The sequence below is a fragment of the Paracoccus sp. 08 genome, from assembly GCF_024105395.1.
Classification (GTDB): Bacteria; Pseudomonadota; Alphaproteobacteria; order Rhodobacterales; family Rhodobacteraceae; genus Paracoccus; species Paracoccus marcusii.
Map to the genome: position 1 here is coordinate 326558 of NZ_WEKR01000064.1, position 21691 is coordinate 348248.

The window sequence follows — 21691 nt, forward strand, 5'->3', positions numbered from 1 at the left end:
CCGCGGCCCCGTCATGGCGACGCGCGGCCTCTGCATGCGATCAATCTAGGGGTGTCGCCCCCCGCGTTCAATATGACCGCAACAATGCCACCTATTTCGTCAGCGTGGAATGACGATCTCTGCCCGCAGACCGCCCAGACGCGGGCCGCGGCCAAGCCGCAGCTGCCCGCCATGCGCGCGCGCCACGTCCGCGGCGATGGCCAGGCCCAGCCCGGCCCCCTGCGCGCTGTTCCTGCGCCGCGACGGATCCAGCCGGGTAAAGGGCCGCATGGCCGCGTCCAGGCTGTCCTCCGGGATGCCGGGGCCGTCATCCTCGATCCCGATCCGCAGGCTGCGCGGGCCAAGCGAGGCGTCCATCTCGGCGCGGCTGCCGTAACGCACCGCGTTGCCGATCAGGTTCTCCAGCGCGCGGCGCAGCATGTCGGGGCGGAAGGTGGCCAGCCCGTCCCGATCGCCCTCGAACTGGACCAGGCTGGCCTGCTGGCCGGCGCGTTGCGCGTCCGCCACCAGACCCTCCAGGAAACCCGCGGCGGCGATGGGCTGGGGCGCGCTGTCCTGCGCGTCGTCGCGGGCATAGTCCAGAAAGCCGTCGACCATGCGGTTCATCTCCGCGATGTCGGCCTCCATCGCGCTGATGTCACCGGGCTCAGGCGGCATGTCGGGCCCGATCATCGACAGCCCCAGCTTCATCCGCGTCAGCGGCGTGCGCAGGTCGTGGCTGATCCCAGACATCATCAGCTTGCGCTGGTCGTTCTGGCGCTCCAGCCGGTTGCGCATGTCCAGGAACGCGGTGCCCGCGCTGCGCAGCTCGACCGCCCCGGACGGGCGATAGGGCACGATCCGCCCCTTGCCGTATTCCTCGGCCGCATAGGCCAGCCGCCGGATTGGCCGCAGCTGATTGCGCAGGAAGATCATCGCGATCCCCGTCATCAGGACCGACGTGAACACCATCAGCACCAGCAGCTGGTGCGGGTTCGACGCGCTGACCCGCCGCCGCTCGAAGCTCAGCGCATAGGGTCCATGCGGCCCGTCCAGCGCCACCGACACCCGCCGGTCGCTGCTGGCCAGATCGACCGAGATCACCTGCGGCAGCGCGTCGCGCAGCACCTCGGTCACCACCCGCCCCGAAAAATCATAGAACAGCCGCCGATCCTCGGCAGGCGGATCGACCGGCAGCGCCAGTTCCAGCTCCAGCGGGCGCGCGACGGACACCCCGGCGCGCCGCGCCGCCTCGGGCGTCGCGGCACTGTCGATCAGCCGCGCGACGAAAGTCAGCTCGTGCGACATGCTGGCGGTCATCTGCCGGGTCACGCCCTCGAAATGGCGCTGCAGGAACATCACGCTGACCACAGTCGTCACCACCACGACCGGCAGGAACAGGATCAGCGCCGCGCGCGCATAGAGGCCCCGCGGGACCAGCTTGCGCATCTGCGTGGCGTCGGCATTGTTCGACATGGCGGTCTCCTGCGTTGCGCGCTAGGCTAGCCCCATGACCCCCCCTGCGAAAGAGCCGCTGCAGATCCTGGCCCCGAATCCGTCCCCCCTGACCGGGCCGGGCACGACCACCTTCCTGCTGGGCGACAGCCATGTCGCGGTGATCGACCCCGGCCCCGACGATCCCGCCCATATCGACGCCGTCGCCCGCGCCGGCCGCGGCCGCATCAGCCATATCCTGATCACGCACGCGCATCGCGACCACAGCGCCGGAGCCGCACGCCTTTCCCGCCTGACCGGCGCCCCGGTGCTGGCCTTCGGCGATGCGCTGGCAGGGCGGTCGCCGCTGATGTCCCGCCTGGCGCTGGAGGGTCTTGGCGGGGGCGAGGGGCTGGACCACGCCTTCGCGCCCGACCGCCACCTGCGCGACCAGGAGGTGATCACCACGCCAGACTGGTCGCTGACCGCGTGGCACACGCCCGGTCATGCGGCAGGGCACCTGTCGTTCCAATGGGGTGACCGGATCTTCTGCGGCGACCTGGTGATGGGCTGGTCCTCGACGCTGATCTCTCCGCCGGATGGGGACCTGGCGGAATACTTCCGCTCGCTGGAACGGCTGGCGGCACTGTCGCCGCGTGTTCTGCTGCCCACCCACGGGCCCGCGATCACGGCCCCGCAGGACCGGATCGCGGAACTGACGCGGCACCGCCGCGACCGCACGTCCCAGATCCTGGCCGCCCTGCGGGTCCGGCCCGATTCCGCGGCGGGCCTCGCGCGCCGCATCTATGCGGTGCCCGAACCGGTCCTTCCCATCGCCACGCGCAACGTCCTGGCCCATCTGATCGCCCTGTCCCAGATCGGAGCCATTGATTTTCCGGGCGTTTTGACGATCGAGACGGTTTTTTCGACCGGATGACAAAAAACCCTAGAACGCCACTGGACGCCCCTGACCGAGGTTGCTATATCCGCCCCGTGTTCCGGCGTAGCTCAGCGGTAGAGCAGTTGACTGTTAATCAATTGGTCGTAGGTTCGATCCCTACCGCCGGAGCCAGACCTCTCTAAGTTCTTGAGTAGGTTTGGTTAAACACACAAGTGCCAGATAGACGGCACAGCATTCTCCCAATTTCGAAGATCTCCGCCGCGCCCTCAGGTCGACAGCTTGCACATCCAATCGACCGCCCCGCAGTCCTCCGACCGCAGGGCTGTCCAATGGTTCCGGCTGTCAGCCGTCACACTTCGCTTGCCGCCACCGCCAGGTCGGCAAGACGCAAAGCGGCGTCGCGATCGGCGGCAACGGCGATGAAGCGGGCATTGTGGCAGAAGCGCGCCCCGGGAACGCCCGATGCAGCCTCGAAGGCGCCATCGGTCAGGCCGGCCCAGGCTGCCGGCAGGTCAGCGCGCAGGGCGAACCCGTCCGCATCGCGGCGGATGCCGGTCAGCGCCCAGTCCGTGTCCCGCGGATGGATCACGAACAGCAGATGGTCCGCCCCCGCCGCGGTGATGGCGGAGCGAAACGGCATCCCCATCGGCAACTCCAGCACCCGGCCGTCACCCGCAGCGGCAATGGCTGCCATAACGACGGCCTCGGCGCGATGCTTTGCGGCCTTGCGGGCCACGGCCGCCTCGGCGAAGGCGCGGGCGATCGCGACCGCACCGTCAAAGGCACGGTCGTCGGCGTCGGGGCTGCGGTCATCGAAGACGGGCTTGAGGCTCTCCAGCAGCATCGGCAGGGACAGATCGGCCAGGGGCCCCGTCGGCGACAGCGCGCCGTTGTCGACCAGGTCGATGGGCAGCACCAGGTCGGCGTCAATCGCCGCATGGATCGCCCCGAGATCTGCTTCGGGCACCTGCAGCGCGGCCAGGTAGTCGCGCCCGAACTGCCGCCAGATCAGTCCGAAGGAACTGTAGGGCTGGCCGTCGTCGCGCAGCGGAGGAGATTTTTGATGGTGATCAAAGATCATCCGCGCGGCATCGAAATCGCGGCCCACGTCATAGATGATCCGCCCTTCCGCAGGCGTGATCCAGTCGGCGTCGCGCGTCCGCATGATCCGCGCCTGCGGGTGCAGCCGGGTCAGGATGACCGAGGACAGGACCTCATCGGCGTGAAAGCCGCCGGAGTGGGTGACAAGATGCGTGACGGTCATGGAATATCCCTCAAATGCAGATGACCGCCCGGGGGCGGTCAGCAAAGATTTGTGTCGATGGCGGATGCGGCCTCAGTGGCTCCAGGGCTCGCGGCGGTCGGTGGCGAAATTCTCGCCATAGCCGCGGGGGCGGATGTTCGTGCCACGGCGGTGCGGTTCCTGCACCACGAATTCCAGTCCATGATCGCGGGCGTAATCCTCGGCCTGCTTCCGGGTGTCGAAGCGCAGGCGGACCTGGCTTTGGGTATCGCCGCTGCTGGTCCAGCCCATCAGCGGATCGACCTCGCGCGCGTCGGTGGGCGGGAATTCCAGCACCCAGCCCTTGGTCTTGGCGGTACCGGACTGCATCGCGGTGCGGGCGGGCTGATAGATGCGCACGGGCATGGGTGATCCTTCGGATTGACTGTCCGCTGTATCGCCAAATCCGCGCGGCGGATCAAGCCCCCTGCCCCGGTCATGCCGACGCAGGTCAGGGCTGCAGGGTATCGGGCAGATCCTGGAACGGAACGCTCAGCTGCGTCGCGCCGGTCTGCTTGTCCAGCAGGCACACCGACAGTTCCGACGGAAGGTCCGGCAGCGTCGCGACGACCAGTGCCAGCGCGTGGGTCTGGGTGCCGAATTCGTTCGGGGTCACGGACAGTTCCGCATCGGGCGCCGCGTCCTGTGCCAGGCGCGTGCATTCCGCCACGGTGCGGTCGCGCAGTTCGGCCCATGCCTCGTCCGTCGAGGATTGCGCGACGGCGGGCCAGAATGCCACCATCGCCACCCAAACCGTATGTTTCATCATCTTGCCACCGGAACAACTGAACATGGCCCACGTTGGCATTCCAACACGCCGTTGTCACATGAGAGAGACGTGATCATGACCCCCTTTAGCCACCCTGTCCTTTGCGCGTCGCTGCTGATGCTGACCCTGGGCGCCTGCGCCGGCAGCCCTTATGACATTCCCGCCCGCCAGTGCGACCTGTCCCAGCACCAAGCCCTGGTCGGACGCAACATCGGAGAAGTCCGCCTGCCGCCCAACCTGCGCAAGCGCGAGGTGCACAACCAAGGCGTCATGACGCGCGACTTCAATCCCGCGCGCCTGACCATGTTCCTGGACGCCAAGGGTTGGATCGCCCGGGTGGAATGCAGCTAGCGGCCGCGCTTGGACCGCTTGTTGCCGCCCCGCTGACCGGCCCGTCCGGCGGTCGAACGGCCCGATGACTTGACGGCGGCCTCGGCCGCCTCCTCGATCACCGACTGCCGCGCCATCGGATCGTCCGAGATCGCCAGGTCCACCGCCTCCAGCCGCTTGACCTCGTCGCGCAGGCGTGCGGCCTCCTCGAACTCTAGGTTCTCTGCGGCCTTGCGCATCTGGGTGCGCATCGCGTCCAGATGGGCGGCCAGGTTCGCGCCGATCAGTGGCTTGTCGACCTTCGTGGTCACGCGCGACTGATCGGTGTCGCCCTGCCACAGGCCTGCCAGCACGTCCTCGACATTCTTGCGGACTGTCTGGGGCGTGATGCCGTGCTCCTCGTTATAGGCCATCTGCTTGGCGCGACGCCGTTCGGTTTCGGCCATGGCGCGTTCCATGCTGCCGGTGATCCGGTCGGCATACATGATGACCCGCCCTTCGGAATTTCGCGCCGCCCGGCCGATGGTCTGGATCAGCGACGTCTCGGACCGCAGGAAGCCTTCTTTGTCGGCGTCCAGAATGGCCACCAGCCCGCATTCGGGAATGTCCAACCCCTCGCGCAGCAGGTTGATGCCCACCAGCACGTCGAACGCGCCCAATCGCAGGTCGCGCAGGATCTCGATCCGCTCGATCGTGTCGATGTCGCTGTGCATGTAGCGGATCTTGATGCCCTGCTCGTGCAGGTATTCGGTCAGATCCTCGGCCATGCGCTTGGTCAGCGTCGTGACCAGCGTGCGGTATCCGGCGGCGGTGACGCGGCGCACCTCGTCCAGCAGGTCGTCGACCTGCATCTCGACTGGCCTGATCTCGATCTTGGGGTCCAGAAGGCCGGTGGGACGGATGATCTGTTCGGTGAAGACGCCGCCGGTCTGGTCCATCTCCCATTGCGCAGGTGTGGCCGACACGAACACCGACTGGGGCCGCATCGCGTCCCATTCCTCGAACTTCAGCGGGCGGTTGTCCATGCAGGACGGCAGGCGGAAGCCGTGTTCCGCCAAGGTGAACTTGCGCCGGAAGTCGCCCCGGTACATGCCGCCGATCTGCGGGACCGACACATGGCTTTCGTCGGCAAAGACGATCGCGTTGTCCGGGATGAACTCGAACAGCGTGGGGGGCGGCTCTCCGGGCGCGCGCCCGGTCAGATAGCGGCTGTAGTTCTCGATGCCGTTGCAGACGCCGGTCGCCTCAAGCATCTCGATGTCAAAGGCGGTGCGCTGCTCAAGGCGTTGCGCCTCCAACAGCTTGCCCTCCTCGGTCAGCTGCTTCAGGCGCATCGCCAATTCCTGCTTGATGCCCTTGATGGCCTGCTGCAGCGTCGGGCGCGGCGTCACATAGTGGCTGCTGGCATAGATGCGGATCTGCTTGAAGCTGTCGGTCTTGACCCCGGTCAGCGGATCGAACTCGGTGATCGCCTCCAGCTCGTTGCCGAAGAAGTCGAACCGCCAGGCGCGGTCCTCAAGGTGGGCGGGCCAGACCTCGACCAGATCGCCGCGCACGCGAAAGCTGCCACGCTGAAAGCTGGTGTCCAGCCGCTTGTACTGCTGCGCGACCAGCTGGCCCAGGAACTCGCGCTGGTCATAGCTCTCGCCCACGACCATATCCTGGGTCATGGCCGAATAGGTCTCGACCGAACCGATGCCATAGATGCAGCTGACCGAGGCCACGATGATCACGTCATCACGTTCCAGCAACGCCCGCGTGGCGCTGTGGCGCATCCGGTCGATGGCCTCGTTGATCTGCGATTCCTTCTCGATATAGGTATCGCTGCGGGCCACATAGGCCTCGGGCTGGTAATAGTCATAGTAGCTGACGAAGTACTCGACCGCGTTGTCGGGGAAGAATCCCTTGAATTCGCCGTAAAGCTGGGCGGCCAGCGTCTTGTTGGGCGCCAGGATGATCGCGGGACGCTGCGTCTCTTCGATGATCTTGGCCATGGTGAAGGTCTTGCCCGTCCCCGTGGCCCCCAGCAGCACCTGGTCGCGCTCTCCGGCGCCGACGCCCGCCACCAGTTCGGCGATGGCCGTGGGTTGATCGCCCGCCGGTTCAAATTCGCTTTTCAATGCAAAGCGTTTCCCGCCCTCCAGCTTGGGGCGGGTCACTTCGGGAACGCGCATCACGGGCGCGTTGGTGTTGTTGTGACCCATGAGGTTCCTGATCCGTTCGGAGTTGCCCTCAAGATGTGATGGCAGCCGCCCGGTTTCAACCGCGTTTCAGACGCCCCGGCTGAAGTTCCGCCCAGCCTTCGCCGCCCGACAGCTCATCCGCCAGGATTTCGGCCGTGACCGGGCCTAGGGTAAAGCCCTGGTGGCCGTGACCGAAATGCGCCCACAGGTTCGGCTGGTCCGGCACGCGGCCCACCACGGGCAGCATGTCAGGCATGCAGGGGCGCCGTCCGGTCCAGGGTTCGGCCTCGACCGCCGCCCCGATGTCGAACAGCTCGCGCGCGGCCTTCTCGCCATGCTTCAGCTGCGGCGGCGACAGGCGCGGATGGGGCGTCAGCTCGGCCGCGGTGGCGATGCGCAAACCGCGGCGCATGGGCGACAGCACGACCGAATTGCCGAAATCGGCGATCGGGTGATGGGGCGGCAGCTCCATGTGATAATGCTTGTGATAGCCGCGCTTGAATACCATCGGCACCTTGAGGCCAAAGCGCTGCGTCAGGTTCACGACGCGCCCGCCCCGCTTCTGGAACAGCGCCGCATAGCTGGCGACCAGGCCGCCCGGATCGGCGCAGTTCCAGCTGTCGGACCAGTGGGTCGCGCCCTCGACCTCGATGCGGATCGCGGGCTCCATCGCGCGCAGCTCGGCCCCGCTCATCAGCCGCGCCTGCACGCCGAACTCGGTCGCGAAACGTTCGGCGGTCTTGCGGGCGGCCTCCATCTTGGCGGGGGTGCGGTGGATCTCGATATAGCCGTTGCGGCGGATGATGTTGTCGGCGCCCGCCGCCGCGATCAGCGGGCCGTGACGGTCGGTCGACTGGCGGATCAGCTTGCCCCAGGTCACCGATGCCCGCCTGTGCGCGGCAGGCCGCGAATTCCACGCATAGGTGGCCACCGCGCCCAGTTGCGACAGCAGGCCCTGCGGCGTCCATTTCACGTCATAGCCGCGCCCCAGGGCGATCTGGAACAGCGCGCCGGGCGACAACGGCATGGCATAGGGCTCGACCGCTTCAGTCTGGATCAGGCCGGCATTGCCATAGCTGGTCTCGCGCCCCGGCACGCCGCGTTCGATGATGGTGACGTCATGCCCGCGCGCCTGCAGCGCCAGACCGGTGCTGACGCCCACCATACCCGCACCCAGAACCAGAACCTCGGCCATTCCCGCCCCCATCGCTGATGATGGGTCAGGGATGCAGACATTCCCGCCATCCGGCAAGATTTATCGGGCATTCTTCGACGCCCCTCAAAATCTTTGCAAGAATCAGGCGAAAAGCTCGCGGCAGAAGATCAATCCTTCGACCAGCGCGTCCACATCTGCCTGCGTGTTGTACATCGCAAAGCTGGCACGGGCGCTGGCATTGATTCCCAGATGCTCCATCAGGGGCATGGCGCAGTGGCTGCCCGCACGGACCGCGATTCCTTTCTTGTCCAGGATGGTCGAGATGTCATGCGCGTGCGCCCCGTCCATCGTCATGGAGAAGATCGCGCCCTTGCCCGGCGCATCGCCCTGCACCTGCAGCCAGTTCAGCGCGCGCAGGCGGTCGCGGGCATGATCGCGCAGCGCGCGCTCATGGGCGGCGATGTTCTCCATCCCCAAGGACATCATGTATTCAAGCGCGGCGCCCAGGCCGATCTGGTTGACGATGCCGGGCGTGCCCGCCTCGAACCGCAGGGGCGGGTCGTTATAGGTGACGGCATCGCGGCTGACGGTGCGGATCATGTCGCCGCCGCCCAGAAAGGGCCGCATCTCGGCCTGGCGGTCGGCGCGGATCCAGATCGCGCCCGAGCCGGAGGGACCGTAAAGCTTGTGCCCCGTGATGCAGTAGAAATCGGCGCCAAGCGTCGACAGGTCCACCGGCATGTGGACCGCGGCCTGCGACCCGTCCACGACCATCGGCAGGTCGGTGCCACGGCGGATCGCCGCGATGTCCACCACCGTCCCGGTCACGTTCGACATATGCGTCAGCGCCAGCATCCGCGTGCGCGGCGTGATCGCGGCCAGCACCTTTTCCGGCGGCAGACTGCCATCCGCATCGGGTTCGACCCATTTCAGCACCACGCCCTGGCGTTCGCGCAGGAAATGCCAGGGCACGATATTGGCGTGATGCTCCAGCAGCGACAGCACGATCTCGTCGCCGGCCTGCAGGCGCGGGGCGGCCCAGGCATAGCTGACCAGGTTCAGCGCCTCGGTCGAGCCGCTGGTGAAGATCACCTCGTCGACCGCGGGCGCGTTCAGGAACCGTGCGATGATCCCGCGGACGCGTTCGTAATTGTCGGTCGCAAGGTTCGACAGGTAATGCAGGCCGCGATGGACATTGGCGTATTCGCCTTCATAGGCGCGGGTGATGGCGTCGATCACGACTCGCGGCTTTTGCGCGCTGGCGCCGCTGTCCAGATAGACCAGCGGGCGCCCGTTGACCGTCGTCGACAGGATTGGAAAATCGGCGCGGACAGCGTTGACGTCAAAGCTCATTGCGGCATCTCCGGCATGAGGCCAAGCGCGGCCATGAAGAACGACAGGACGAATCCCATGACCAGCAGCGTGCCGAACATGACCAGCAGCACCTTGGGGCCGCTGGTGAACCCGTGGAGCGCCTTGGTGAACTGCACCGTCAGCCACAGGAACAGCGCGACCGCGATGATCCCCAGGATCCCCGCCAGCCCCGGCAGGGCCAGCGACAGCACGATCTGGGCCAATTGCACGACCAGCAGCATCACCTCGATCCAGACGGTCAGCAGCAGGGCATCCTCGAACCGGCCGTGGCCGCCGAACATGCGCCCGACCCCGGCCATCAGACCCGCGCCCAGCACGATCGCGACCAGTTGCATTCCGGCCAGGACCAGCGGCTGCCGGCTGATCGAGAACACGGCCGCCCCCTCGTCCGAGGGCAGCGGGAACAGCAGGGTCGAGCCGTAGGCCAGCAGCCCCGACAGCGACACCGCCAGAACCAGCGCCATCCAGCGCACCTGCATCGGCCAGCGCTGGTCGATCAACCAGCGGGCCGCCCCTTCTGGATCGCGCATGGTCCGGCGCGCCAGCGCCTTGAAGTCGTCGAAGGTCATTTGCGTCTCGCCAGCGCCATGATCCCGGCGCCCCAGATGAACAGGAATCCCGCACCCGCCACCGTGCGGGTCAGGGTCAGCGCGGGGGACGGGCCGATCAGCCCCGCCACCATCCCGCCCAAAAGCGTCGCGGGCGCCACCGCCATCAACGCCCAGAACAGCGCCAGACGCGCATGGCGCGCCTCCAGCCGCCACGGGGTCAGGCGGCTGAGCAGCGCGGTCAGCCCCGCCATGGCATAGGCCACCAGCGGCATCATGAACATGGTCCCAAGGGCCGCACCCCCGATCCGCGCGTCCAGCGGGATCGACGGGTCCAACTGCGCCGCGCGCGACAGGCCCGGCGCCTGCCCGACCAGCGTGATCAGCATCGCCACCATCAGCACGACCAGCAGCGTGCTGTCGGGCATCGCCGACAGGCCCCGCACCACCCGGCGCGGGGCCCACCAGCTTTCCAGCACGCGCAGCACCATCCCGCCGCGCGGGCCGGTCATCCCTGCGGGCGTTCGGTCAGCCACGCGTCCAGCCGTTCGTTGATCTCGTCGCGCAGGCTCTCGTCGTCGACCTCGGCCAGGGCGTCGGCCAGGAACGACAGCACCAGGAACACGATCGCCCGGTCATAGGGCACCCCGCGAGAGCGCAGGTAGAACAACGCACCCTCGTCGATCGCGCCCGTCGTGGACCCGTGCGAACACTTGACGTCGTCGGCATAGATCTCAAGCTCGGGCTTGGCCAGGAACTGGCTGGCCTCGTCCAGCAGCAGGGCCTGGCTGATCTGATAGCCGTCGGTCTTCTGTGCGCCGTTCTTGACCAGGATCTTGCCCTGGAACACGCCGGTCGCCCCGTTCTTCAGGACCTTCTTGAACACCTGCCGGCTTTCGCCGCGCAGCGCGCCATGGGTCACGAAAACGGTGTCGTCATGGTGGAACGGACCGACATCGCCGTCGCCCAGCACCGCCGCGGCGACATGGGCCACCGCATCGTCGCCGACCATGTCCACGACGGCCTCGTGGCGCATGGTGGTGCCGTTCACGACCAGCGCGAAACTCTTCAGCACCGCACCTTCGCCCACACGGGCGAACAGGTGCGACAGGCCGACCTTGGGATCGACGGCGCGCTTGGCCGCGATGTGGTGCAGCGTGGCGCCCGGCAGCAGATCGGCCTCGATCATGCCGTTCGACCGCGCGCCGACCATGCCGCTTTCCAGCAGCGTCAGTTCGGCACCCGATTCGACCCGGATCACGTGATGCCAGACGGCATCCGCAGCGTCCGACCCGCGGCGATGCAGCACATGCACCGGACGCGAGGGCTTGCCAGTCACGCGGATCAGCAGGCCGTCGGCCGCCACGGCGGTGTTCAGCGCCGCGAAGGGGCGCTTGACCGGGGTCTGACCGGCCAGTTCCAGCGTCCCGTACAGGTCGGCCGACCAATGATCGTCCGCCCGGTCGGCCTGCGCCAGGGTGGTGATCTCGATCCCTTCCAGCGACAGGTCGTCGGATGCCGCGGCGTCGAACGCGCCGTCGACAAAGACCAACGTCAGCTTGTCACGCGCGGTGAACAGCGGCGATTCCGGGCCCGTATCGATGGCCAGCGCCTGCGGCTCGGGCGCGTTGAACGGGCGCGGGTCGGTATAGCGCCAGTATTCGTCACGCGGGCCCGGCAGGCCCATGGCGCGCAGCCGTGCCAGCGCGTCGGCGCGCGCGGCGGCGGTGAACCCACCCGTGGGCAGCGTGGTCGCAGCCAACCGCGCATCCAGCGCATTGGCGGGCTTGGGCGCGCCGGTGACCTGCGGAGTCTGGATTTCCTGAACGGCGGATTCGGACATCAGCCGGCCTCCGCCAAGAGGTCGCCATAGCCGTTCTCTTCGACTTCCAGCGCCAATTCGGGGCCGCCCGACTTGATGATCCGGCCGTTGGACATGATGTGCACGACGTCCGGCTGGATGTGGTTCAGCAGGCGCTGATAGTGGGTGATGACCAGAAAGCTGCGGCCTTCGCTGCGCAGGGCGTTCACGCCGTCGCTGACAAGGCGCATCGCATCGACGTCCAGACCCGAATCGGTCTCGTCCATGATGCACATGCGGGGTTCCAGCATGGCCATCTGCAGGATCTCGTTGCGCTTCTTCTCGCCCCCCGAAAAGCCGACATTGACGGGGCGCTTCAGCATGTCGGGGCTGATCTGCAGCTCTGCCGCCTTGGCGCGCACGACCTTCAGGAACTCTCCTGCAGTCAGCTCGGCCTCGCCGCGCGCCTTGCGCTGCGCGTTCACGGCGGTGCGCAGGAACGTCATGTTGCCGACGCCCGGAATCTCGACCGGGTACTGGAACGCCAGGAACAGGCCCGCGGCCGCACGCTCCTCGGGTTCCATGTCCAGCAGGCTCTCGCCGTCCAGCGTGGCGCTGCCGTCGGTGACCTCATAGCCGTCGCGGCCCGACAGGACATAGGACAGCGTGGATTTGCCCGACCCGTTCGGGCCCATGATCGCATGGACCTCTCCGGCCGGAACCTCCAGCGTCAGACCCTTCAGGATCTGCTTGTCCTCGTCCTCAAGTTTGACGTGCAGGTTGTTGATTTTCAGCATATTTCCCTCAAACGGCAAAGGCGCCACCGGGGCGCCGCATCTATGGTGGCCGGGCAGCAATGCCCGGCCGGATCGATCAGCCCACCGAGCCTTCCAGCGAGATCGCGACCAGCGCCTGCGCCTCCATGGCGAATTCCATGGGCAGGGCCTGCAGGACCTCGCGGCAGAACCCGTTGACGACCAGCGCCACGGCCTCTTCCTCGTCCATCCCGCGCGACCGGCAATAGAACAGCTGGTCGTCGTCGACCTTGCTGGTCGTCGCCTCGTGTTCCACGCGGCTGCTGCTGTTCTTCACCTCGATATAGGGCACGGTATGCGCCCCGCACTTGTCGCCGATCAGCAGGCTGTCGCACTGGGTATAGTTGCGGCTGTTCGTGGCGCGCGGGTGCATGGTGACCAGCCCGCGATAGGTGTTCTGCGCCTGCCCCGCCGAAATCCCCTTGGACACGATCCGCGAGCGCGTGTTCTTGCCTAGGTGGATCATCTTGGTGCCGGTATCGGCCTGCTGCCAGTTGTTGGCGATGGCGATCGAATAGAACTCGCCCTGGCTCTCATTGCCGCGCAGGATGCAGGACGGGTACTTCCAGGTGATCGCCGATCCGGTCTCGACCTGCGTCCACATCACCTTGGCCCGGTCGCCGCGGCAATCGGCGCGCTTGGTGACGAAGTTGTAGATGCCGCCCTTGCCGTCCTCGTCGCCGGGGAACCAGTTCTGGACGGTCGAGTACTTGATCTCGGCATCCTCGAGGATGACCAGCTCAACGACTGCGGCATGCAGCTGGTTGGTGTCGCGCTTGGGCGCGGTGCAGCCTTCCAGATAGCTGACATGGGCGCCCTTGTCGGCGATGATCAGGGTCCGTTCGAACTGGCCGGTGTTCTCCGCATTGATGCGGAAATAGGTCGACAGCTCCATCGGGCACTTCACGCCGGGCGGGATGTAGACGAAGCTGCCATCCGAGAACACGGCGCTGTTCAGCGTCGCGAAATAGTTGTCAGACTGCGGTACGACCGATCCCAGGTACTTGCGCACCAGTTCGGGATGCTCGCGGATCGCCTCGCTGATCGAACAGAAGATCACCCCGGCCTTGGCCAGTTCGTCCTTGAAGGTCGTGCCCAGGCTGACGCTGTCGAAGACCGCGTCCACGGCCACGCGGCGACCCTCGGCGGGCGCATCCTCGGCGCCCTCGACGCCCGCCAGGATCATCTGCTCGCGCAGCGGGATGCCCAGCTTGTCATAGGTCGCCAGCAGCTTGGGGTCCACGTCGTCCAGCGACTTGGGCTTCTCCTCCATGCTCTTGGGACGCGCATAGTAATACTGGTCCTGATAGTCGATCTCGGGATAGTTCAGCATCGCCCATTTCGGCTCTGCCATGGTGACCCAGCGGCGATAGGCTTCCAGCCGCCATTCGGTCATCCATTCCGGTTCCTGGTTCTTGGCCGAGATCAGACGGACGATATCCTCGTTCACGCCCTTGGGCGCATAGTCCATCTCGATCTCGGTGTTCCAGCCGTATTTATAGCTGCCCATGTTCTGGACAGTCTCGACCGTTTCCCGGTCTACGCCTTCGCGCACGTCAAGATCGGTGATGTCCGTCATCCTTCAGTCCTTTTCCTCAAATGGCCGCGGTCGGTCCATTCCTGTCGCGCCAGCGTGAATACGCCTTTTCCCAGGCATCCGCAAATCGGTTGATCTGATCGTCCCCAACAGCGGGGCTTATCGAGATCCGGATCGCCGATTGCGCAAGCTGATCATCGAACCCCATCGCCTGCAGGGCACCGCTGGCCCGGACCTTGCCCGACGAACAGGCCGAGCCGGCCGAGATCGCGAACCCTGCCAGATCCATCTGCATGACCTGGGTTTCGCCCTTCCACCCCGATGTAAGAAGGCATGTCGTGTTCGGCAAGCGCTGCACGGCCTTTCCGACGATCACCGCGCCGGGCGCGATGTCGCAGATCCGCGCCTCCAGCGCGTCGCGCCGCTCGCGGACCGCGTCCCACAGCCCGCCGTCCAGATCACGCTGCGCGGCCGTGGCGGCGGCGGCAAAGGCCAGGATGCCGATCAGGTTCTCGGTCCCCGCACGGCGCCCCTGCTCTTGCCCGCCGCCCTTGATCAGCGGAGGCAGGTCGGTGCCTTTCTTCAGGATCAGCGCACCGATTCCCTTCGGCCCGCCCAGCTTGTGTGCGCTGACGAAGCCTGCCGTCACGCCAAGCCAGTTGAACGCCATGGGCACCTTGCCGAAGGCCTGCGTCAGGTCGCTGGAATGCAGCCCCTGCGGCAGGTCCTGCATCACGCCGGTCTCGTTGTTGGCCAGCTGCAGGCTGGTTCGTGCGGGGTCGGTCACGGTGACGATGCCGTCGCCGTCAACGGCAAGGTCCGCCTCGCACCAGACCTTGACGGCGCTGTGTTCCACGGGGGCGCAGTGGAACCCGCCCTGTCCCAGGACCATTGCCGCGGCCTCGGTCGCGCCGGCGGTGAAGACCACGTCGGCCCCGTCTGCGCCCAGGGCCACGGCCACCTGCTCGCGGGCGCGTTCCAGCGCCATCTTGGCGGCCCTCCCCTCGGTATGGACCGATGACGGGTTGCCGGAGATTTCCAGCGCCTCGGTGATGGCGGCCTTGACCTCGGGGCGCAGCGGGGTGGTGGCGTTCCAGTCCAGATAGGTTCTCATGCCAAGGCCTCCGCGATCCGCGCGGCCAACCGGGCGGCCACGGCATGCTTGTCCATCCGCGGCCAGTCCTCGGCCCCGGCTTCGGTGATCAGCGTGACGGTGTTGTGGCTGCCACCCATGATGCCCGTGGCGGGGCTGACATCGTTCGCCACGATCCNGTCGCAGCCCTTGCGCAGCCGCTTCCCGGTTGCATGAGCGGTCACGTCCTGCGTTTCCGCCGCAAACCCCACGACCAGGCGCGGACGGCGCGCATCGCGGCTGATCCAGGCCAGGATGTCCGGGTTCTCGGCCATCTGCAGCGTCGGCATGTCGCCGGTCTTCTTCATCTTCTGGTCGCTGCCGTTCAGCACGCGCCAATCGGCCACCGCCGCCGCCATCACCGCCGCATCGGCGGGCAGCGCAGCCGCGACCGCATCCCGCATCTGCTGCGCGGTTTCCACCGCGATCACGTCGACGCCCTGCGGCGCGGGCACGGATGCGGGGCCGGTCACGAAGCTGACCCGCGCGCCCAGATCGCGCAGCGCCGCGGCGATCGCCGCCCCCTGCGCCCCGCTGGAGCGGTTGGCGATATAGCGCACAGGGTCGATCGGCTCATGCGTGGGGCCGGACGTCACGATCACATGCCGTCCCGTCAGCGGCCCGTCGGTCAGGGCCGCACGGATCGCGGCCACGATCGCCTCGGGTTCGGCCATGCGGCCCGCGCCGTATTCGCCGCAGGCCATGTCGCCGTCGTCCGGGCCGACGAACAGCACGCCGTCGCCCCGCAGCGTGGCCAGGTTGCGCTGTGTCGCGGGGTGGTGCCACATCCGCACGTTCATCGCCGGTGCGATCAGGACGCGCTTGTCCGTCGCCAGCAGCAGGGTGGATGCCAGATCATTCGCCGATCCCTGGGCCATCTTGGCCATCAGATCGGCCGTAGCCGGGGCCACGACGACCAGATCGGCCTGCCGCGACAGCTGGATATGGCCGATCTCGGCCTCGGCACCCTGATCCCAAAGCGTGTCGTGCACCGGCTCTCCGGCCAGCACGGACAGGGTCATGGGCGTTGTGAACTGCGCGCCCGCAGCTGTCAGCACCGGCGTCACCGACGCGCCCGCCGCGCGCAGCAGCCGGATCAGCGCCGGCGCCTTGAAGGCCGCGATCCCGCCGCCCACGATCAGCAATATCCGCCTGCCCTGCATGCGCCACCCCCATCGGTCCTGCGCCCCAGATAGCGACGCGGCGCCGCTGCCGCAAGGAAAGCGCGCCCGTTAACGCTTCCTTAAGCCCGCTGCCGTTAACCATTCCGGGACAACCGAGGGGTAACATGGTCGCCATCGCCTATTCCGTGGCCTTCGAAGGCATCGAGGCCCGCCTGGTCGAGGTGCAATGCGCCGTGGCGGCAGGCCTGCCCGGCTTCTCCATCGTGGGTCTGCCCGACAAGGCCGTCAGCGAGGCCAAGGAACGCGTCCGTGCGGCCTTTGGCGCGCTGGCCATCGCGCTGCCGAACAAGCGGCTGACCGTGAACCTGTCGCCTGCCGATCTGCCCAAGGAGGGGTCGCATTTCGACCTGCCCATCGCGCTGGCGGTGCTGGCCGCGCTGGACATCGTGCCCCGGGAGGAACTGGCCCGCTGCGTGGCCCTGGGCGAGTTGGCGCTGGACGGGCGGCTGGTCGCGGTCGCGGGCGCGCTGCCCGCCGCCGTCGCGGCGGCGGATGGCGACCGCGCGCTGATCTGTCCGCGCGCCTGCGGCGCCGAGGCCGCGTGGATCGAACAGGTTCCCGTCCTGGCCGCCGACACGCTGCGCGCCGTGGTCGATCACCTGACCGACCGCGCGCCCATCGTGCCGGCCCGCCCCGGCCAGGTCGTCGACGGTCCCCAGCCCCCGTGCCTGTCCGATGTCCGCGGCCAGGAACGCGCCAAACGCGCGCTGGAGATCGCCGCCGCGGGGCGTCATCACCTGCTGATGGTCGGTCCCCCCGGCGCTGGCAAATCCATGCTGTCGGCACGCCTGCCCGGCCTGATGCCGCCCCTGACCGCACGCGAGGCGCTGGAGACCTCGATGGTGCATTCGGTGGCGGGGCTGCTGAAGAACGGCCAGATCTCGCGCCGTGCGCCATTTCAAAGCCCGCACCACACCGCGTCCTCCCCGGCCATCGTCGGCGGCGGCCCCAAGGCCAAGCCGGGAGAGATCAGCTTGGCCCATAACGGCGTGCTGTTCCTGGACGAGCTGCCGGAATTCGACCGCAAGGTGCTGGAAAGCCTGCGCCAGCCGGTCGAGACAGGCGAGGTCTTCGTCAGCCGCGCCAACGCGCATATCCGCTATCCCAGCCGGTTCCTCCTGATCGCGGCGGCCAACCCGTGCCGCTGCGGCTATCTGGCCGATCCGGGCCGGGCCTGTTCGCGCGCGCCGGTCTGCGGCGACAGCTATCTGGGCAAGATCTCCGGGCCGCTGATGGACCGGTTCGATCTGCGGCTGGAGGTGCCGGGCGTCAGCCTGACCGACCTGGACTTGCCGGCGGGCGACACGTCCGCGACGGTGGCGGCCCGCGTCGCGGCGGCCCGCGCGATCCAGGCAAAGCGGTTCCGCAACCATCCCGGCGTGACGGTGAACGCCGATGCGCCGCCACCGCTGCTGGACGCGATCGCCGCGCCCGATGCGGACGGGCGCGCGCTGATCCTGAAGGCGTCGGAAAGGCTGGGCCTGACGGCCCGCGGTTATCACCGCATCCTGCGCAGCGCGCGCACCATCGCCGATCTGGACGGGTCGGACCATGTCCTGACCCGCCACCTGGCCGAGGCGATCAGCTATCGCCTGCCCTTCGTCGCGGGGGGTTAGCCCTTGGCGGCCACGCGCCGCTCGATCGCCTCCCAGATGGCCTCGGCGGCATTGATGCCGTCGAACCGCTCCAGTTCCTGGATGCCGGTGGGAGAGGTCACGTTGATCTCGGTCAGCCAGCCGTCGATGACGTCGATGCCGGTGAAGATCAGGCCCTTCTCGCGCAGCACGGGAGCGATGCGGGTGCAGATCTCGAATTCGCGCTCGGTCAGGCCGATCTTCTCGGCGCGCCCGCCGACATGCATGTTCGACCGGGCCTCGCCCTCCTGCGGGACGCGGTTGATGGCGCCCACGGGTTCGCCGTCGACCAGGATGATGCGCTTGTCGCCCTTGACCACGGCGGGCAGGTATTTCTGCGCGATCATGGGTTCGCGGTTGATGCCCGCGAAGGTCTCCAGCAGGGCCGACAGGTTCGGGTCGCCGGGCTTCAGGTGGAACACCCCCGCCCCGCCATTGCCGTAAAGCGGCTTGACGATGATCTCTCCGTGGCGCGCCCGGAACGCCTTGAAGGCAGCGGGGTCGCGGGCGATCATGGTGGGCGGCGTCAGGTCGGGAAAATCCAGCACCATCAGCTTTTCGGGGCAGTTCCGGACCCAGAACGGGTCGTTGACCACCAGCGTCTGGGGATGCACCCGGTCCAGCAGATGGGTCGAGGTCACGTAACCCATGTCGAAGGGCGGGTCCTGGCGCAGCCAGATCACGTCGAAATCGCCGGCCTCGACCTCGGTCCAGTCGCCGAAGGTGACGTGGTCGCCCTCGGTCCGGCGCAGGGTGACGGGGCGGCCGCGCACGACGATGCGCCCTTCGTCATAGCGCAGCTGATCGACGGTGTACTGGAACAGCCGGTGGCCGCGGGCCTCGGCCTCCAGGCCGATGCGGAACGTGCTGTCGGCGTGGATCGAGACATCCTCGATCGGGTCCATCTGCAAGGCGACATACAGGCTCATGGGGCCCTCCTGAATTTCGGACAAGTTGTGGCCCGCCGCCGGGGCGGATGCAAGCCTGCCTCAGACCTCGCCGAAGGCATTGGGGATCAGCTCCACCCGACCGGTGGCATCCACCAACGCCACGTCGAAACGCATGGAAACCTCGCCCAGGCCCTGTCGGTCGCAATATTCCAGCGCGGCTTGGGTGATCCGGCGCATCTGCGCGGGCAGCAGGTGCAGGGCGGCGTCGGCATGGCTGCGCGACGCCTTGACCTCGACGAAGACCAGGTCGGGACCGTCCTGCACGATCAGGTCGATCTCGGCCCCCTGCCCGCGCCAGCGCGTGGCCAGAACCTGCGCGCCGCGCTGGTGATAGAGGCGCAGGACAGCCTCCTCGGCCAGGCGGCCGGACAGGTCGGCGGTGCGGCCCCGGCCCGCGCGCCTGCCGCCCGGCTCAGTCACGATCCGCCAGCCCAAGCGCCAGCTGATAGACGTCGCGGCGCGGCAGGCCCAGCTCCTGCGCGGCCTCGCGGGCGGCGTCCTTGACGGACATGGTGCGCATATGCGCGCTCAGGACGGCGCGCACGCGGTCCTCGTCCATCTCCACGGCAGAGGGGCGGTCAAGGACCATCACCACCTCGCCCTTCAGCGTGGCCATGCGCGGATCGGCGGACAGGTCGGCAGCGGTGCCGCGGATCACCTCCTCGAACTTCTTGGTCAACTCGCGCGCGACGACGGTGATGCGGGCGGGGTCGATCAGGGCCAGATCCTCCAGCGTGCGGGACACGCGGCGCGGGCTCTCGAACAGGATCAGCGTCGAATCGACCGCCATCCAGCGGCGCAGCCAGGTCTGGCGCGCGGACTGGGTGGCCGGCGGAAAGCCCAGAAACAGGAACCGGTCGCTTGGCAGCCCCGCCAGCGTCAGCGCCGCCAGCGCCGAGGACGGCCCCGGCAGCGCATGGACCCGCGCCCCGGCCTCTGCCGCGTCCAGCGCCAGCCGATAGCCGGGATCGGCCACCAGCGGCGTGCCCGCATCGGAACAGTACGCCACGCTGGCCCCGTCCGACAGCGCCGCCAGCAGCGCGGGACGCGCCCGGTCGCCGTTGTGGTCGTGATAGGACAGGATGCGCCGCCCGCGCAGCGGCACGCCGTGGATGTCCAGAAGATGGCGCAGCACGCGCGTGTCCTCGGCCGCCAGCATGTCAGCGCTGTTCAGCACGTCCAGCGCGCGCAGCGTGATGTCGCGGGCAGCCCCGATGGGGGTCGCGACCAGGTATAGGCCGGGGTCCAGGCGCGCGGCCTCGACATGCGCGGCCAGGCGGCGGGCGGGGTCCTGCCCATGGTTCGGCATAGGGTTCGGCCCATGGTTCGGGGGGTCGCGGCGGTCGGTCATCCTGCCTCCGGTTCCGGTCCGCACGGGGCCGGCGCTGATTGCCAATCGCAAAGACAGGACATAGGCTGCCGCCATCCGCGCGCGTCATAACATAAAGCAGGGAAGTTTCACATGTCAGCCTTCACCACAACCCGGCCTGCGGGTCTGCGCCATGTCCTTTTGAAAGCGGCGACGGTGGTATCGGCCCTGTTTCTGGCCGCGTGCGAGCCGACCGGCGGAACCACGCAGGCCAGCGGCCCCGAGACGGGCCCCCTGATCGACCCGTCCGAACCGGTGCGCGTGGCGCTGCTGGCGCCGGGCGGGACCGGGTCGGACGACCTGGAGTGGCTGGCCCGCAGCCTGAAGAACGCGGCCCGCATGGCCGCGGCCGACGCCCAGGGCGCGACCATCGACCTGCGCGTCTATGACAGCGGCGCATCGACCGAAAGCGCGGTGGCCCAGGCCAACGCCGCCGCCGACGCGGGCGCGCAGATCGTGCTGGGTCCGCTGTTCGCCGACGGCGCCAACGCCGTGGGCAACGCCATGAAGGCGCGCGACATCAACGTGCTGACGTTTTCCAACAACACCCAGGTCGCGGGCGGCAACGTCTTCATCCTGGGCAACAGCTTCGAGAACGTGGCCGACCGCCTGGTCGGGTACGGCATGACGCAGAACAAGCGCAACCTGCTGGTCGTGGCCGAGAACGACGTGGCGGGCCAGCTGGGCGGCCGCGCGATCGAGGCCGCAATCGCCCGCAACGGCGCCCGCATGGCGGGTCGGGTCGACCACCCGGTCTCGATCACCGGGGTCGACGGCGTGGTGCCCCGCATCACCCAGGCCGCGACGTCGGGGTCGATCGACGCGGTGTTCATGACCGCCAACAACCAGGCCGTCCTGCCCTATCTGACCGAACAGCTGGCGGCGGCGGGCGTGCGGTCGCCCGGCACGCAGATGATCGGCCTGACCCGGTGGGACCAGCCTTCGTCGCGTCTAGGCATGCCGCAGCTGGCCGAGGGGTGGTTCGCGATCCCCGACCAGACCCTGCAGCGCCAGTTCGAGGCCCGCTATGCCGGTGCCTATGGCGAGGCGCCCCATCAGCTGGCTTCGCTGGCCTATGACGGGGTGGCGGCGATCTCCTCGCTGGTGCGCAATGGACAGCGCAACGCGCTGACCACCACGGGCCTGACGCAGCGCGCGGGCTTCAACGGCGTGGGCGGCGTCTTCCGCCTGCAGCGCGATGGCACCGTCCAGCGGGGCCTGGCGGTTGCCACCATCCGCGGCGGCCAGCTGGTCGTGCTGGACCCCGCACCGCGCAATTCGCGCGGGCTGGGATCGTGACCGGGGCCGGACGC

21 protein-coding genes and 1 tRNA gene are annotated in these 21691 nt (G+C 67.9%); 5 read left to right on the forward strand and 17 right to left on the reverse strand.

The features are described from left to right. Window positions 1-99: 99 nt before the first annotated feature. Window positions 100-1455, reverse strand: a complete 1356-nt coding sequence (locus GBO37_RS15595) for an ATP-binding protein (RefSeq protein ID WP_252929937.1) — start codon at window positions 1453-1455, stop codon at window positions 100-102. Window positions 1456-1489: 34 nt separating this feature from the next. Between GBO37_RS15595 and GBO37_RS15600 the strand changes: the two genes are divergently transcribed. Further along, window positions 1490-2350 carry an MBL fold metallo-hydrolase gene (locus GBO37_RS15600; protein ID WP_252929938.1) on the forward strand — a complete coding sequence of 287 codons (861 nt, stop codon included), beginning with the start codon at window positions 1490-1492 and terminating at the stop codon, window positions 2348-2350. A gap of 60 nt (window positions 2351-2410) precedes the next feature. Next, a tRNA-Asn gene (locus GBO37_RS15605) sits at window positions 2411-2485 on the forward strand. Window positions 2486-2663: 178 nt separating this feature from the next. Here the strand turns inward: GBO37_RS15605 and GBO37_RS15610 are convergent. The 3 genes from GBO37_RS15610 to GBO37_RS15620 all read right to left on the reverse strand — a co-directional run bounded on the left by GBO37_RS15610 (window position 2664) and on the right by GBO37_RS15620 (window position 4365). Further along, the gene (locus GBO37_RS15610; RefSeq protein ID WP_252929939.1) at window positions 2664-3578 is read right to left on the reverse strand and encodes an MYG1 family protein; all 915 of its coding nucleotides are present in this window, start codon (window positions 3576-3578) and stop codon (window positions 2664-2666) included. A 72-nt stretch (window positions 3579-3650) separates the two neighbouring features. Next, window positions 3651-3962: an ETC complex I subunit gene (locus GBO37_RS15615; RefSeq protein WP_127898143.1), complete on the reverse strand. Its 312-nt coding sequence runs from the start codon at window positions 3960-3962 to the stop codon at window positions 3651-3653. Between the two features lie 85 nt (window positions 3963-4047). Next, window positions 4048-4365, reverse strand: coding sequence for a hypothetical protein (locus GBO37_RS15620; protein WP_252929940.1), 318 nt, complete (start codon window positions 4363-4365; stop codon window positions 4048-4050). A 75-nt stretch (window positions 4366-4440) separates the two neighbouring features. Here GBO37_RS15620 and GBO37_RS15625 point away from each other — a divergent pair, with 75 nt between their 5' ends. After that, on the forward strand, window positions 4441-4716 hold the full coding sequence (locus GBO37_RS15625) for an I78 family peptidase inhibitor (protein ID WP_252929941.1): 276 nt from the start codon (window positions 4441-4443) through the stop codon (window positions 4714-4716). Here GBO37_RS15625 and uvrB read toward each other — a convergent pair. The 10 genes from uvrB to coaBC all read right to left on the reverse strand — a co-directional run bounded on the left by uvrB (window position 4713) and on the right by coaBC (window position 16404). Next, window positions 4713-6899 carry an excinuclease ABC subunit UvrB gene (gene uvrB, locus GBO37_RS15630; protein WP_139597686.1) on the reverse strand — a complete coding sequence of 729 codons (2187 nt, stop codon included), beginning with the start codon at window positions 6897-6899 and terminating at the stop codon, window positions 4713-4715. The two genes, GBO37_RS15625 and uvrB, sit on opposite strands and share 4 nt — an antisense overlap. Window positions 6900-6954: 55 nt before the next feature. Then, window positions 6955-8073 carry an FAD-binding oxidoreductase gene (locus tag GBO37_RS15635; protein WP_252929942.1) on the reverse strand — a complete coding sequence of 373 codons (1119 nt, stop codon included), beginning with the start codon at window positions 8071-8073 and terminating at the stop codon, window positions 6955-6957. A 102-nt stretch (window positions 8074-8175) separates the two neighbouring features. Further along, complete coding sequence (locus GBO37_RS15640; RefSeq protein ID WP_127898138.1) at window positions 8176-9387, reverse strand: cysteine desulfurase; 1212 nt, start codon at window positions 9385-9387, stop codon at window positions 8176-8178. Then, window positions 9384-9977: a Yip1 family protein gene (locus GBO37_RS15645; RefSeq protein ID WP_217844618.1), complete on the reverse strand. Its 594-nt coding sequence runs from the start codon at window positions 9975-9977 to the stop codon at window positions 9384-9386. Before GBO37_RS15645 ends, GBO37_RS15640 begins: the two co-directional genes overlap by 4 nt. Next, complete coding sequence (locus GBO37_RS15650) at window positions 9974-10492, reverse strand: hypothetical protein (RefSeq protein WP_232303350.1); 519 nt, start codon at window positions 10490-10492, stop codon at window positions 9974-9976. The genes GBO37_RS15645 and GBO37_RS15650 overlap by 4 nt, the downstream gene beginning before the upstream one ends. Then, on the reverse strand, window positions 10465-11799 hold the full coding sequence (locus GBO37_RS15655) for a SufD family Fe-S cluster assembly protein (protein ID WP_252929943.1): 1335 nt from the start codon (window positions 11797-11799) through the stop codon (window positions 10465-10467). The genes GBO37_RS15650 and GBO37_RS15655 overlap by 28 nt, the downstream gene beginning before the upstream one ends. Next, on the reverse strand, window positions 11799-12554 hold the full coding sequence (sufC, locus tag GBO37_RS15660) for a Fe-S cluster assembly ATPase SufC (protein ID WP_045982236.1): 756 nt from the start codon (window positions 12552-12554) through the stop codon (window positions 11799-11801). The genes GBO37_RS15655 and sufC overlap by 1 nt, the downstream gene beginning before the upstream one ends. A 76-nt stretch (window positions 12555-12630) precedes the next feature. Then, window positions 12631-14151 carry a Fe-S cluster assembly protein SufB gene (gene sufB / locus GBO37_RS15665; RefSeq protein WP_045982235.1) on the reverse strand — a complete coding sequence of 507 codons (1521 nt, stop codon included), beginning with the start codon at window positions 14149-14151 and terminating at the stop codon, window positions 12631-12633. A gap of 16 nt (window positions 14152-14167) precedes the next feature. After that, window positions 14168-15223: a cysteine desulfurase family protein gene (locus tag GBO37_RS15670; protein ID WP_045982234.1), complete on the reverse strand. Its 1056-nt coding sequence runs from the start codon at window positions 15221-15223 to the stop codon at window positions 14168-14170. Continuing rightward, the gene (coaBC, locus tag GBO37_RS15675; RefSeq protein ID WP_252929944.1) at window positions 15220-16404 is read right to left on the reverse strand and encodes a bifunctional phosphopantothenoylcysteine decarboxylase/phosphopantothenate--cysteine ligase CoaBC; all 1185 of its coding nucleotides are present in this window, start codon (window positions 16402-16404) and stop codon (window positions 15220-15222) included. The genes GBO37_RS15670 and coaBC overlap by 4 nt, the downstream gene beginning before the upstream one ends. Before the next feature lie 125 nt (window positions 16405-16529). On the opposite strand from coaBC, the gene GBO37_RS15680 reads away from it, so the two are divergent. Then, window positions 16530-18041: a YifB family Mg chelatase-like AAA ATPase gene (locus GBO37_RS15680; RefSeq protein ID WP_252929945.1), complete on the forward strand. Its 1512-nt coding sequence runs from the start codon at window positions 16530-16532 to the stop codon at window positions 18039-18041. Here the strand turns inward: GBO37_RS15680 and gshB are convergent. The 3 genes from gshB to rsmI are packed head-to-tail and all read right to left on the reverse strand — an operon-like array spanning window position 18038 to window position 20318. Beyond that, entirely contained in the window at window positions 18038-18988 is a 951-nt protein-coding gene (gshB, locus tag GBO37_RS15685; protein WP_045982231.1) for a glutathione synthase, read from the reverse strand. The genes GBO37_RS15680 and gshB overlap by 4 nt on opposite strands. Window positions 18989-19048: 60 nt before the next feature. Then, window positions 19049-19429: a YraN family protein gene (locus tag GBO37_RS15690; protein ID WP_252929946.1), complete on the reverse strand. Its 381-nt coding sequence runs from the start codon at window positions 19427-19429 to the stop codon at window positions 19049-19051. Next, window positions 19422-20318, reverse strand: a complete 897-nt coding sequence (gene rsmI / locus GBO37_RS15695) for a 16S rRNA (cytidine(1402)-2'-O)-methyltransferase (protein WP_371927605.1) — start codon at window positions 20316-20318, stop codon at window positions 19422-19424. The genes GBO37_RS15690 and rsmI overlap by 8 nt, the downstream gene beginning before the upstream one ends. 153 nt (window positions 20319-20471) lie before the next feature. Here rsmI and GBO37_RS15700 point away from each other — a divergent pair, with 153 nt between their 5' ends. Then, entirely contained in the window at window positions 20472-21677 is a 1206-nt protein-coding gene (locus GBO37_RS15700; RefSeq protein WP_252929948.1) for a penicillin-binding protein activator, read from the forward strand. Window positions 21678-21691: the final 14 nt, after the last annotated feature.

Coding starts and splice junctions, on each gene's coding strand:
- GBO37_RS15595 (WP_252929937.1), bottom strand. CDS start 1,455: ATGTCGAACAATGCCGACGCCACGCAGATGCGCAAGCTGGTCCCGCGG.
- GBO37_RS15600 (WP_252929938.1), top strand. CDS start 1,490: ATGACCCCCCCTGCGAAAGAGCCGCTGCAGATCCTGGCCCCGAATCCG.
- GBO37_RS15610 (WP_252929939.1), bottom strand. CDS start 3,578: ATGACCGTCACGCATCTTGTCACCCACTCCGGCGGCTTTCACGCCGAT.
- GBO37_RS15615 (WP_127898143.1), bottom strand. CDS start 3,962: ATGCCCGTGCGCATCTATCAGCCCGCCCGCACCGCGATGCAGTCCGGT.
- GBO37_RS15620 (WP_252929940.1), bottom strand. CDS start 4,365: ATGATGAAACATACGGTTTGGGTGGCGATGGTGGCATTCTGGCCCGCC.
- GBO37_RS15625 (WP_252929941.1), top strand. CDS start 4,441: ATGACCCCCTTTAGCCACCCTGTCCTTTGCGCGTCGCTGCTGATGCTG.
- uvrB (WP_139597686.1), bottom strand. CDS start 6,899: ATGGGTCACAACAACACCAACGCGCCCGTGATGCGCGTTCCCGAAGTG.
- GBO37_RS15635 (WP_252929942.1), bottom strand. CDS start 8,073: ATGGCCGAGGTTCTGGTTCTGGGTGCGGGTATGGTGGGCGTCAGCACC.
- GBO37_RS15640 (WP_127898138.1), bottom strand. CDS start 9,387: ATGAGCTTTGACGTCAACGCTGTCCGCGCCGATTTTCCAATCCTGTCG.
- GBO37_RS15645 (WP_217844618.1), bottom strand. CDS start 9,977: ATGACCTTCGACGACTTCAAGGCGCTGGCGCGCCGGACCATGCGCGAT.
- GBO37_RS15655 (WP_252929943.1), bottom strand. CDS start 11,799: ATGTCCGAATCCGCCGTTCAGGAAATCCAGACTCCGCAGGTCACCGGC.
- sufC (WP_045982236.1), bottom strand. CDS start 12,554: ATGCTGAAAATCAACAACCTGCACGTCAAACTTGAGGACGAGGACAAG.
- sufB (WP_045982235.1), bottom strand. CDS start 14,151: ATGACGGACATCACCGATCTTGACGTGCGCGAAGGCGTAGACCGGGAA.
- GBO37_RS15670 (WP_045982234.1), bottom strand. CDS start 15,223: ATGAGAACCTATCTGGACTGGAACGCCACCACCCCGCTGCGCCCCGAG.
- GBO37_RS15680 (WP_252929945.1), top strand. CDS start 16,530: ATGGTCGCCATCGCCTATTCCGTGGCCTTCGAAGGCATCGAGGCCCGC.
- gshB (WP_045982231.1), bottom strand. CDS start 18,988: ATGAGCCTGTATGTCGCCTTGCAGATGGACCCGATCGAGGATGTCTCG.
- rsmI (WP_371927605.1), bottom strand. CDS start 20,318: ATGCCGAACCATGGGCAGGACCCCGCCCGCCGCCTGGCCGCGCATGTC.
- GBO37_RS15700 (WP_252929948.1), top strand. CDS start 20,472: ATGTCAGCCTTCACCACAACCCGGCCTGCGGGTCTGCGCCATGTCCTT.